Annotated in this window: 11 protein-coding genes; 6 read left to right on the top strand and 5 right to left on the bottom strand. The window is 70.4% G+C overall.

The window, feature by feature from the left end; translation table 11 throughout:
- Positions 1–123: 123 nt before the first annotated feature.
- Positions 124–798, bottom strand: a complete 675-nt coding sequence (gene mtrA / locus AB4Y91_RS04155) for an MtrAB system response regulator MtrA (protein ID WP_175321836.1) — start codon at positions 796–798, stop codon at positions 124–126.
- A 264-nt stretch (positions 799–1,062) separates the two neighbouring features.
- On the opposite strand from mtrA, the gene AB4Y91_RS04150 reads away from it, so the two are divergent.
- The 6 genes from AB4Y91_RS04150 to AB4Y91_RS04125 are packed head-to-tail and all read left to right on the top strand — an operon-like array spanning position 1,063 to position 7,339.
- Positions 1,063–2,355, top strand: a complete 1,293-nt coding sequence (locus tag AB4Y91_RS04150) for a DUF7847 domain-containing protein (RefSeq protein WP_441417256.1) — start codon at positions 1,063–1,065, stop codon at positions 2,353–2,355.
- The gene (locus AB4Y91_RS04145) at positions 2,352–3,065 is read left to right on the top strand and encodes a DUF4129 domain-containing protein (protein WP_441417255.1); all 714 of its coding nucleotides are present in this window, start codon (positions 2,352–2,354) and stop codon (positions 3,063–3,065) included. The genes AB4Y91_RS04150 and AB4Y91_RS04145 overlap by 4 nt, the downstream gene beginning before the upstream one ends.
- Positions 3,062–4,219, top strand: coding sequence for a DUF4350 domain-containing protein (locus tag AB4Y91_RS04140; protein ID WP_441417254.1), 1,158 nt, complete (start codon positions 3,062–3,064; stop codon positions 4,217–4,219). The genes AB4Y91_RS04145 and AB4Y91_RS04140 overlap by 4 nt, the downstream gene beginning before the upstream one ends.
- Complete coding sequence (locus AB4Y91_RS04135; protein ID WP_441417253.1) at positions 4,216–5,316, top strand: AAA family ATPase; 1,101 nt, start codon at positions 4,216–4,218, stop codon at positions 5,314–5,316. The genes AB4Y91_RS04140 and AB4Y91_RS04135 overlap by 4 nt, the downstream gene beginning before the upstream one ends.
- A 3-nt stretch (positions 5,317–5,319) precedes the next feature.
- On the top strand, positions 5,320–6,612 hold the full coding sequence (locus AB4Y91_RS04130) for a DUF58 domain-containing protein (protein ID WP_441417252.1): 1,293 nt from the start codon (positions 5,320–5,322) through the stop codon (positions 6,610–6,612).
- Between the two features lie 16 nt (positions 6,613–6,628).
- A complete protein-coding gene (locus AB4Y91_RS04125) occupies positions 6,629–7,339 on the top strand; it encodes a DUF4166 domain-containing protein (protein ID WP_441417251.1) in 711 nt (236 codons plus the stop codon).
- 3 nt (positions 7,340–7,342) lie between these two features.
- On the opposite strand, the gene AB4Y91_RS04120 is transcribed toward AB4Y91_RS04125, so the two are convergent.
- The 4 genes from AB4Y91_RS04120 to AB4Y91_RS04105 form a co-directional block, all read right to left on the bottom strand.
- Positions 7,343–8,380, bottom strand: a complete 1,038-nt coding sequence (locus tag AB4Y91_RS04120) for a hypothetical protein (RefSeq protein ID WP_441417250.1) — start codon at positions 8,378–8,380, stop codon at positions 7,343–7,345.
- A 2-nt stretch (positions 8,381–8,382) separates the two neighbouring features.
- Positions 8,383–8,805 (bottom strand): chorismate mutase, encoded by a 423-nt coding sequence (locus AB4Y91_RS04115; protein ID WP_441417249.1) that lies wholly within the window; start codon positions 8,803–8,805, stop codon positions 8,383–8,385.
- Positions 8,806–8,938: 133 nt separating this feature from the next.
- Positions 8,939–10,654: an ABC transporter ATP-binding protein gene (locus tag AB4Y91_RS04110; protein WP_441417248.1), complete on the bottom strand. Its 1,716-nt coding sequence runs from the start codon at positions 10,652–10,654 to the stop codon at positions 8,939–8,941.
- Positions 10,651–11,682 (bottom strand): ABC transporter permease, encoded by a 1,032-nt coding sequence (locus tag AB4Y91_RS04105; RefSeq protein ID WP_441417247.1) that lies wholly within the window; start codon positions 11,680–11,682, stop codon positions 10,651–10,653. The genes AB4Y91_RS04110 and AB4Y91_RS04105 overlap by 4 nt, the downstream gene beginning before the upstream one ends.

The following is an 11,682-nucleotide window of genomic DNA, read 5'->3' as shown; positions in this document are numbered from 1 at the left end:
CCCTCGGGGGCAGCGGCCTCGGTCGCGGCAGCATCAGGCTGGCCGTCCGACGGGGCGGCAGTCTCCGGGAGCTCGAGCCGGGCAGCGGTCTCCGGGGCGGTCCCCGGCGGGCCGTCCGCCGGCTCAGGAACCTGCTTTGTAGCCGACACCACGGACCGTCAATACAACTTCAGGGGCTTCCGGATCGCGTTCGATCTTCGAGCGCAGCCGCTGGACGTGGACGTTGACCAGGCGGGTGTCCGCCGCGTGGCGGTAGCCCCAGACCTGCTCGAGCAGCAGCTCCCGGGTGAAAACCTGCCAGGGCTTGCGCGCCAGGGCGACCAGCAGGTCGAATTCCAGCGGGGTCAACGAGATCCGCTCGCTGTTGCGGCTGACCACGTGGCCGGCGACGTCAATCGTGACGTCCGCGATGCGCAGCGTCTCCGGGGCCTTCTGGTCGCCGGGGCGGAGCCGTGCCCGCACCCGGGCCACGAGTTCGGCGGGCTTGAAAGGTTTGGGAACGTAGTCGTCGGCGCCGGACTCGAGTCCGCGGACCACGTCCGAGGTGTCGGATTTGGCCGTCAGCATGACGATCGGCACATCAGACTCGCCGCGGATCTGGCGGCACACTTCGATGCCGTCAATGCCGGGAAGCATCAGGTCCAGCAGCACCAGGTCCGGCTTGGATGAGCGGAAAACCTCCAGGGCCTGTCCACCGTCCGCGCAGAAGACGGGGTCGAAGCCGTCGTTGCGCAGCACAATACCGATCATCTCGGCCAGCGCCTCGTCATCGTCCACTACCAAAATCCGTGCCTTCATAGGTTATATATTCCCCTATTGAAATGGCTTTGTCGTATTCGGGCAGTCCCCGGCATGGCGCGGGCGATTGCACATGCTGCGGCACCCGGGGTGGTCCCGCCGCTAACTTGGTGCCGCGACTTGGCCCGAATGCTTGCGGCCGGCCGTCGAAACTATAGGCTGGGGGCAAGCCTGGCCCGGACTTACGCCGGGGCACGCGGGCGGCACGGCAACCGGTCCCCGGCCGCGTGCATCCGGTGGGCAATTTTCTTGGGGAGGAAAAGCTTGTCTGAGCAGGAACCTAGCGAACCGCAGCAGTGGGGCGGCCAGCCGCAGTGGGGGCAGCAGCCGCCGGCCCAACAACCCGCAGGGGGCACCACCCCGCAGTGGGGCCAGCAGCCGCAGGCCCAACAACCCGCATGGGGCACCACCCCGCAGTGGGGCCAGCAGCCGCAGTGGGGCGCTCCCCAGCCCGGCCCCCGCTTTTCCGGCCCCTACGTCCCCTCCCCTTATGGCCAGCCGCGTTACGTCGCGCCGCCCAAGCCCGGCATTGTGCCGCTGCGGCCCTTGATGTTCGGCGAAATCCTCGACGGCGCATTCCGGACCGTCAGGCGGAATCCCGCGGCCATGCTGGGGGCGGGCGTGATCGCCCAGGCCCTGACGTCTGTCACTTCCGCGCTGGCCCAGACAGGTGCCCTCTTCGGGGGATCAGGCGCACCCTGGCCGGGCAACCTGGGTTCGTCGCAAGCCACGGCGTTCGCCTTTGGCACAGCGGCCGGCGTCGGCGCGCTGTTGTCGCTCCTGACCGTGCTGATTTCGGTGGTCATGCAGGGTGCCATGGCGGTCCCCGTGGCGCGGGCACTGCTGAACAGGCGGACAGGCTTCCGCCAGATGTGGACGCTCTCCCGTTCCCGGACCGGTGCCCTGCTGGGACTCGCAGGCCTGCTGATCCTGGGCGCGGCCGCCGTCGTCGTCCTCGCGGTGGTGGCAACGATGGCCCTGGTTGCGGCCATGGAGCGCGCCGCCGTGCTTGCCTTGGTGCTCCTGTTCATCGGCCTGATGATTGTGCTGCTCTGGCTCGGCATCCGGTTCCTCGTCGCGCCGGCGGCGATTGTGGTGGAGGAGATCGGCACCTTCGCCGGGCTGCGCCGTTCCTGGCAGCTCACGGGCAGGAACTGGTGGCGCATCCTGGGCGTCACCCTGGTGGTGGGGCTGCTCGTCGGGGTTATCACCCAGATTGTCCTTATTCCGGTCAGCCTCCTGGGCAACGCCGTCGGGTTTACCGTCTTCTCCCAGGGCGGCGAGGGTGGGTCCCAGGTGGTCCGGATCCTGGTCGCTGTCGTCGGCACCGCGGTCACCGCGCTGGTGGCCGCCGTGGGCTACGCCTTCCAGACCTCAACCGTTGCCCTGGTCTATCTGGATCTGCGGATGCGCAAGGACGGACTCGATCTGTCCCTGCTGCGGCAGTTGGAGACGGGAAGTGACCCGGAGGGGGTCCCGGGACGGACCGCAGCCATCCGCGGGGACACCTCCACCTGGCAGCAACCTCCCTACGGTCCTCCCCCGGTCCGGCGGTGACGGCGGCCCCCGTCTTCGCCGCCGAGCGCGCTGTGGCGGTGCTGTCGGCCCGGCTGCAGCCGGAACCTCCGGTGCTGCCCGACCGGGACGAAGCGCGCCGCTGGGCGGCGGAGGAGCTCGCGAAGGCACCGTACCGCGAAGCCGAGCCCAGTTGGCTGGACAAGGCACTTGCCGAGTTCGGTCGCTGGCTGCGCTCCCTGTCCGGCGACGGCACCCCCGGCGCCGACGGCGGCTATGCCGTGCCGCTCCTGCTGGTCATCGCCGCCGTGGTCATTGCTGTCGCCGTCGTGGTGGTGCGTCCGCGGCTCAACGCCCGGCGGGCCGCCGCCCAGGACGTGTTCGACGCCGATGCGGCACTAAGCCCTGACGCGCACCGCGGGCGGGCCTCCGCCGCCGCGGCGCGCGGGGACTGGTCCGCCGCCGTCGTCGAGCAGTTTCGCGCCCTCGTGCGCGCGGCGGAGGAGCGCACCGTACTGGATCCGCAACCCGGCCGGACCGCCAGCGAGGTCGCCGCCCGGTTGGGCCGCGCCTTTGGAGCGTACGCCCGCGAACTGGAGGAGGCGGCACTCACTTTTGACGCCGTCCGGTACGGCGGGGCGGACGCCGGATCCCCGGACCACGCGGCGCTCGCCCGGCTCGATGCGGCGCTGGCCGGCACCACCCCGGATTATCGGGGCACCGGTTCGGACGCGCTCGTCAGGCCGCTGTGAAGAGCACAGCGGCGCCGCTGCGCTGGATCCGCCGGCACCGCACCTGGGCCATCCTCGGCGTCGTCTTTGTCGCTGCCCTCGTCCTCACGGCGGTGCTTCAGCTGCAACCCCATGGAGATCGGACCCAGCTGTCCATCCGAAATCCCGCCCCTGAAGGAGCACGCGCCGCCGCGGAAATCCTTGTTCGCCATGGCGTCGTCGTGGAGCAGCGGGACTCTTTCGAGTCGACCATCCAGACGCTTGAAAGCGCCAAACGCGCCGGCGAGCGCACCACCGTCCTGCTCTACGACCGCAACGGCTACCTCGGCCGCGACCAGCTGCAGTACCTGGGCGGCGCGGCGGACCGTCTGGTGGTGATCACACCCCGGCTCAACACGCTGCAAGGCGTCAGCGGCGGGATCGTGCAGGCCGGCGTGGTGCGGGACGGCACCGAGGTACTAGCCCCGGCTTGCGTTATTTCCGACCCCGTCGACGCCGGCACGGTCTCGGCCGCGAATGGCTACCTCTACGACGGAGAAGTGGTCTGTTACGCGCCGCGCGACGGCGGGGGCGGCCTCTACGCCGGCAGCGAGGACGGCCGGACCGTGGTCCTGGGCAGCACCAAAATCCTCAGCAACGGAGCCCTCGCCGAGCAAGGCAACGCAGCTCTGGTGCTGCGGACCCTTGGGGCGGAGCAGCGGCTGGTCTGGTACCTGCCCGGGATCGCCGATGTGCCCGCGGCGAAGAAACCGGTGACCCTCGATGAGCTGGCCGCGCCGTGGACCCACGTCCTGGGGCCCTGGCTGGCGTTCGTGGCGGTGCTGGCAATTTTCTGGCGCGGCCGCAGGCTTGGCCCGCTGGTCTTCGAACCGCTCCCCGTGGTGGTGAAGGCGGTGGAGACGGCTGAAGGACGGGCCCGCCTCTACCATGACGCCCGCGCCGTGGACCGTGCCGCCGACGTCCTCCGGGCCGGCACGCTGGTGCGGCTGGCCAGGACCCTCCGGCTGGGACCGGACGCCGGGGCCGCGGCCATCATCGACGCGGCTGCCCGGCACCTGGACCGGACTCCGGAAAGCGTCGCCGTTGTCCTCGACGCCGAACCCCGGGCCGAAGCCGAGCTCGTGCGCTGGGCCCAGCAGCTGGAAAGACTAGAGAAAGAGGTACACGCCCGATGAATGATCAGCCAACCGTCTCCACCGGCCCGGCCGCAACAGCCGCTGCCGGATCCAGCACTGCCGCCCCCTGGCCCGCGCCACGGCCCGCCGCGCAGCAGGCGCCGCAGCAGGCAGCGGGAGCCCACGGCTACCGGGACGCCCGGGACCCGGACCCAGTCCGCCAGGCCCTGCTGGATGTGCGCCAGGAGGTCGCCAAGGCCGTCGTCGGGCAGGACGCCACCGTCACCGGGATGCTGATTGCGCTGCTGTCCCGGGGACATGTGTTGATTGAAGGGGTGCCTGGCGTGGCCAAGACCCTGCTGGTGCGCAGCCTCTCCGCGGCCCTCAGCCTCGATACCAAGCGGATCCAGTTCACCCCGGACCTGATGCCCGGCGATGTCACCGGCTCGCTCATCTACGATTCGCGCACCTCGGAGTTCAGCTTCCGCGAGGGCCCCGTTTTCACCAACATCCTGCTCGCGGATGAGATCAACCGGACGCCGCCCAAGACGCAGGCCTCGCTTCTGGAAGCCATGGAGGAGCGGCAGGTGTCGGTTGACGGCGTCTCGCGCCAGCTTCCCGCGCCCTTCATCGTGGCGGCCACGCAAAACCCGGTGGAGTACGAGGGCACCTACCCGCTGCCGGAGGCGCAGCTGGACCGCTTCCTGCTCAAACTGACCATGCCGCTGCCCGGCCGGGAGGATGAAATCGAGGTGATCCGGCGGCACGCGGCCGGCTTCGATCCGCGCAACCTGGCCGCGGCCGGCGTCCGCCCCGTCGCGGGTCCCGCCGAGCTGGAGCAGGCGCGGCAGGCCGTGGCCGCCGTCGAGATCGGTCCCGAAGTCCTGGCCTACATCGTCGACCTCGTCCGCGCCACCCGTTCCGCGCCGTCGTTCCAGCTGGGCGTCTCGCCGCGCGGCGCCGCGGCCCTGCTGAACGGCTCCCGTGCCTGGGCCTGGCTCTCCGGCCGCCGCTTCGTCACCCCGGACGACGTCAAGGCCCTCGCCCTGCCCTGCCTGCGGCACCGGGTGGCGCTGCGCCCCGAGGCGGAGATGGACGGCGTGCACGTCGACGGCGTGCTGGGCAGCATCCTCGCTTCCGTGCCAGTGCCGCGCTGAGCCATGGCGATTTCCGGACGCTTCGTGCTGCTGGCACTGCTTGGCCTGGTCCCCGCCGTGCTCCTGCCCGGCTGGGAGTCCGCAGGGGTTGTCCTCCTGCTGCTGGCCGCCGCCGCGCTGCTCGACCTGGGCCTCGCGGTAGCGCTGAGGCACGTCTCGGTGCAGCGCACCGATCCCGGCAGCGTCCCGCTCACGGGGTCGGCGGAGTCCGTCCTGACGGTGGCCAACGCCGGCCGCCGCGCCCTGCACGGCCTGGTCCGGGACGCCTGGCAGCCCTCGGCCGGCGCGCAGAACCCGAACCAGCGCCTGCTCGTACCGGCGGGTGAGCGCCGCCGGATGACCGTCACGCTGCAGCCCACGCGGCGCGGCGAACTGGGCGCCGCGCATGTCACGGTCCGCGCCTTCGGCCCGCTGGGCCTTGCCGCACGGCAACGCACCCTGCCCTGCCCCGGTTCCCTCCGGGTGCTCCCGCCGTTCCACGCGCGGCGGCACCTTCCGTCCAAGCTGCGCCAGCTGCGGGAGCTCGACGGCAAGGCGGCGGTCCAGATCCGGGGCGCCGGCACCGAATTCGACTCCCTGCGCGACTACGTCCGCGGCGACGACGTGCGCTCCATCGACTGGCGTGCCACGGCCCGCCGCTCCGCCGTCGTGGTCCGCACCTGGCGGCCGGAGCGCGACCGCCGCGTCGTCATCCTGCTGGATACTTCGCGCACGGGCGCAGCCCGGATCGCGGACGAGCCGCGGCTGGACACCGGCATCGAGGCGGCGCTGCTGCTGGCTGTCCTTGCCGAACGGGGCGGCGACAGGGTGGACTTCCTCGCCTTCGACCGCAGGCTCCGGGCGCGGGCCGGGTCGGCGGCCAAGGGGAACCTGCTGGGACAGCTGGTCCAGGCGATGGTCCCGCTCGACGCCGAACTCATCGAACTCGACTGGTCACAGATCCCGGCCCAGATCCGCTCGGTTTCCGCGCACCGGTCCCTGGTGGTGCTGCTCACCGCGCTCGACGGCGGCGCGCCCGAAGAGGGGCTGCTGCCGATGGCCGCCCTGCTCGCGCAGCAGCACGTGGTGGTGGTGGCCTCGGTCCGCGATCCCATGCTCGGCGAAATGCAGCAGGAGCGTTCGAGCGCCAGCGGGGTGTTCCGGGCCGCGGCGGCCGAGCGGGCCCTGCTGGAACGCGAGGCGGTCAGCGCCCAGCTGCGCCAGGCCGGCGCTGAAGTAGTCGATGCCGAGCCATCCCTGCTGCCGCCGGCGCTGGCGGACGCGTACATTCGATTGAAGGCCGCCGGACGGCTGTGACCCCAAGGAGTATGCCGTGACCAGCTACGAACCCATCTACCAGCTCGGCCTGGGACGCGAATTCTCCCGGCTGCAGCCGGAACTGCAGCAGTACTTCTCGCTCGCCCCGGGCTCCGGGCACTACGGGGTGGGCGAGGGCGTCTTCGACGTCGTCGGCTGCCGGCAGCGCTGGCTGCGGCCGCTGCTGCGGCTCGCGACCGGCGAACAGGCGTTCTTCCCGGAATACGGCGAGGGCATCAGGTTCCGGATCGAGAACCACGCCCATCTGGACCCGTTCGGGCGCTCCAGCCTGACCGCGCGCCGGGAAATTTTCTTCCCGCAGACCACCCGGATCTTCCAAGACACCACCAGCACGGACTCCTCCGGGGGCACCCCGCGGCTGGTTGATTACGTCGGCCGCTACCGCAGGCTGGTCACCGACCTCAACCTGAGCGTCACCCCGGAAGGCCGGCTGCGGGGCGTCTCCGAGGCCTCCCGGCTGTTCCTGGGGCCGCTGCGGATCCCGCTGCCGGACGCCCTGGATGCCAAGGCCTATGCCGAGCAATGGTGGGAGCCGGACGAGGGCCGGCACCGGATCCAGGTCAAGGTGATCCAGCCCCAGATCGGCCTGGTGCTGGTCTACGCCGGGCACTTCGACTACCGGCTTGAGCCTTACCCGGCGGATGCCCTGGCGCCGGGCTACCTGCCGGAGAGGGCCCGGCCCGAGCGCTGGGAAAGCCGCGTCTAGGTCTTAGCCGAGCGCCAGCTGGTTGAGGCCGTCAGCGAGCTGCGTCAGCCGGGTCAGCACCGCCGTCGCGGACGACGGGGTGTGTCCGGCGAGGCCTGCGGAGGGCGTCACCCGCACGGTGCCCAGCGCCGTGGCCGGGAGGCCGAGCTGACGCCACGGGAGCCAGAGCGTTTCGACGGCCTGGGGCACGCGCGGCAGCGCCGCGGCCGGCTGGTCGACCGGCAGCGCCCCGGCCCAGAAGCGTTTCCCGGACTCCACGGCTGCCGCGATTTGTTCCCACTGGCGGGAGGTCAGTGCCCGCAACGGCACCGCGATCCCGTCGGCACCGGCGGCGAGGATCCGGTCGAAGGGCGCCTCGACTTCAGGCACGGAGACCACGATTTCGGCCGCGCCGGCGGCCCTCAGGGCATCGATGACGAGGCGCCAGGACTCGGTGATTTCAGAACCGGCGACCGCGCGCAGGGTGCGGTAGCCGCTGGAGGTGGGGATGGTGCCGGCCATCACGGCGGCGATGTCCGGTTCGTCGAGCTGCACCACCAGGCCGGCTCCGGGCGCGGCGGCGGCGACCTTGCGCAGGTAGGGGCCCACACCGGCTGCCAGCGAGGCCGCGAGGTCCCGCCGGGCGCCGTGGTCGAGGAGGGCCCGCTCCCCATTGTGCAGGTGCAGTCCGGCGGCGAGGCTGAGCGGGCCGCGCAGTTGGATCTTGAGCTCCGCGGCCGGCGTGTCCTCGGCCCCGACGACGTCGGCGAGGACGTTGATGTCGGTGGACAGCGCCGAACGGGCCCGCATGAGGTCCTTGCCGGGGCGGTCAACGAGCCGCCAGCCGTAAGGCTGGACGTCGACGGCGAGGCCCTCCAGCAGCGACGCCGTCCGGCCGAGCGCGTCGGAACCCACGCCTCGGTCCGGGAGTTCGGCGAGGAAGGGAACGTGTGGACTGCCGAGCTCGCCGCGGATGATGCGGGCAGCTTCGACCGGGTCCTCCCCCGGCCACGGGCCGAGTGCGGTGGCCGTGACCTGGCCGGGGGAAACGGGTACGGGCACGGCTACGCCTCGGCGGAAACGCCGGGGTCCGCAGCAGCCGTGCCCCGGTGCGCGGCCGCCTCATGGTCCTCGGCGATGGCCTCATGGTGCCGGATCACCTCGCCGATGATGAAGTTCAGGAATTTTTCCGCGAACGCCGGGTCCAGGTGGGCTTCGGCGGCGAGGCGGCGCAGGCGCGCGATCTGTGCCGTTTCCCGGCCGGGATCCCCCGCGGGAAGCTTGTGCGCGGCCTTGAGGAAGCCGACCTTCTGCGTCGCCTTGAAGCGCTCGGCCAGGAGGAAGACCAGGGTGGCATCGATGTTGTCGATGCTGGAGCGGATGGAGAGCAGTTCCGCCATCACCGCGGGATCCACGTGCCCGGCCAGCGAGCTGGCCGTGGGGTCGTAGGAATCGGCGTCAGGGAGGTGCTGGTTCTGCTCGGTCATTCGTCCAGTCTAGGGGCTGGCACGGAAATCCCGCGGGGTGTTAAGCGGGCATGCCCGCCGTTCGCAGTGAACGGCGGGCATGCCCCTTGGTGCGGCCAGCCCTCGCCCCAGGCGGGGCAGGCGCGGCCGCTTGCTAGGCTCCGAGAACCGCGCGGAACTCCTCACGACGCCGGGCCTGCTCGTCCGGATCCGGGACCGGCAGCGACGCGATGAGCTTCTTGGTGTAGTCGTGCTGCGGGTGCCCCATGACCTGGTTTCCAAGGCCCTGCTCCACCATCTTGCCCTTGTACAGGACACCGACCCAGTGCGAGAGGATGTCCACCACGGCGAGGTCGTGGCTGATGAAGAGGCAGGCGAAACCGAATTCGGCCTGGATGTCCTTGAACAGCTCCAGCACCTTCGCCTGCACCGAAACATCCAGTGCCGACGTCGGCTCATCGGCGATCAGCAGCTTCGGGTTCAGGATCAGTGCCCGCGCCAGCGAGGCGCGCTGGCGCTGGCCGCCGGAGAGCTCGTGCGGGTACCGGTCCGCGTAAGCCGCCGGCAGCTGCACCGATTCGAGCAGCTCCCGGGTCCGCTGGCGTGCCTGCGCCGGCGTCGGCTTGGTGTGGATGATGAGCGGCTCCGCGATGCAGTCACCGATGGTGAGCTGCGGGTTGAACGACGCCGCCGGGTCCTGGAACACGAAGCCGATCTGCTTGCGCAGGGGTTTGAAGGTGCGCTCCTTGAGGTTGAGCATCTCGTAGTCCAGCACCTTGAGGCTGCCGCCCGTGGTTCTGTTCAGGCCCGCGATGGCGCGGCCGATCGTCGTCTTGCCGGAGCCGGACTCGCCGACGAGGCCGAAGACCTCGCCCTCGGACAGGGTGAAGTTCACGCCGTCCACGGCCTTGAACGCCGGGCTGCCCAGCCGGCCGGGGTACTCGATGGTGAGGTTCTTCGCCTCGACCAGCACCTTGCCGCCCTGGTGGGCGCGTTCGGTCATGCCCGCCGAGGCGGAGTTCCGGCCCAGGTGCGGGACGGCGGCCAGCAGCTTCTTCGTGTAGTCCTGCTTCGGTTCCGCAAAGAGCACCCGAGCGCTGGCCTCCTCGACGACGTCGCCCTGGTACATCACGACGACGCGGTCGGCGAGGTCGGCCACGACGCCCATGTTGTGCGTGATCAGCACGATCGAGGTGCCGTACTGGTCGCGCAGGTCGCGCAGCAGTTCCAGGATTTCCGCCTGCACGGTGACGTCCAGTGCGGTGGTCGGCTCGTCAGCGACGATGAGGCCCGGGTTGAGCGCCAGCGCGGCGGCGATGACGACGCGCTGTTTCTGGCCGCCGGAGAACTGGTGCGGGTAATAGTTGACCCGGGTTTCCGGATCCGGGATGCCCACCTTGCGCAGGGCGTCGATGGCGCGAGCCTTGGCCTCCTTGGCGCTGACCCGGCCTGCTCCCCCGTGCCCGGCATGGGCGCGGATGCCCTCGGCGATCTGCCAGCCGACGGTGAAGACCGGATTGAGCGCCGTGGAGGGCTCCTGGAACACCATGGCCACGTCGCGGCCGCGGATTTCCCGCAGCTTCGAGGCGCTGACGCTGATCACGTTGTTGCCGTTGATCAGCACTGCGCCGGAGCTGATCGCCGTCTCCGGCAGCAGCCCCAGGATGGTCTTGGCGGTGACGGTCTTGCCGGAGCCGGACTCGCCGACGATGGCGACGACTTCGCCGGGGTTGACCTCGAGGCTGACATCTTTCACGGCATAGACGTCCCCGGCGTCCGTGGCGAAGGTGACCCTGAGGTGGTCGATGTCCAGCACGGGCCCGGCGCCGCGGGCGTGCTGGTCTGAAACGGAACCGATATTGGTGCTCATGAACTGCTCACTTCTGCTGAGTGCGCTGCCTGGGCGGCGGAACCGGGTCCGCCGGTGCCGGGGCCGGCTTTGCCGGAGGCAGCCTTCTTGCGGCCGCGCAGGCGCGGGTCGTTGAGGTCGTTGATGCTTTCGCCGACCAGGGTCAGCCCCACCACGGTGAGGACAATGGCCAGGCCCGGGAAGACACCGGTCCACCAGATCCCGGAGGTGGTGTCCGCCAGCGCCTTGTTGAGGTCGAAGCCCCATTCGGCGGCCGAAGTCGGTTCGATGCCGAAGCCGAGGAAGCCCAGGCCCGCGAGGGTGAGGATGGCTTCGGAGGCGTTCAGCGTGAAGATCAGCGGCAGGGTGCGGGTGGCGTTCTTGTAGATGTGGCGGGTCATGATCCTGATGTTGGACGCGCCCACCACCTTGGCCGATTCCACGAAGGGTTCGGCCTTGAGCCGGATGGTTTCGGCGCGGATGACGCGGAAGTACTGCGGGATGAAGACCACGGTGATCGAGATCGCCGCGGCCAGGATGCCGCCCCACAGGCTGGAACGCCCGCCGCTGATCACGATTGCCATGACGATGGCGACCAGCAGGGAAGGGAACGCGTACACCGCGTCGGCGACGACCACGAGGATCCGGTCAAGCCAGCCGCCGATGTAGCCGCTGACCAGGCCGAGGATGACGCCGATGAAGATCGACATGATGACGGCCACGATGATGACCATGACGGCGGTCTGCGCGCCCCAGACGACCCGGGAGAACACGTCGTAGCCGCCCACGGTGGTGCCGAGCAGGTGCTTGCCGCCGGGTGCCTGCTGGGCGGGGAAGCTGCCGTCGGCGTCGGAGATCTGGGAGAAGCCGAAGGGTGCGATCAACGGTGCGAAGATGGCGGTCAGCAGGAACAGCGAGGTCAGGATCAGCCCGGTGACGAGCATGCCCCGCTGCAGGCCGACGCTCTTGTTGAAGTGGGAGACGACCGGCAGGCGCCGGTACCAGGGGTCCCGGCGGCTTTCTGCGGCAATGGTTGGTTCGATGCTCAT

The organism is Arthrobacter sp. YAF16, from assembly GCF_052113385.1.
GTDB lineage: Bacteria > Actinomycetota > Actinomycetes > Actinomycetales > Micrococcaceae > Arthrobacter.
This window is presented reverse-complemented; position numbering and strand designations above follow the sequence as displayed.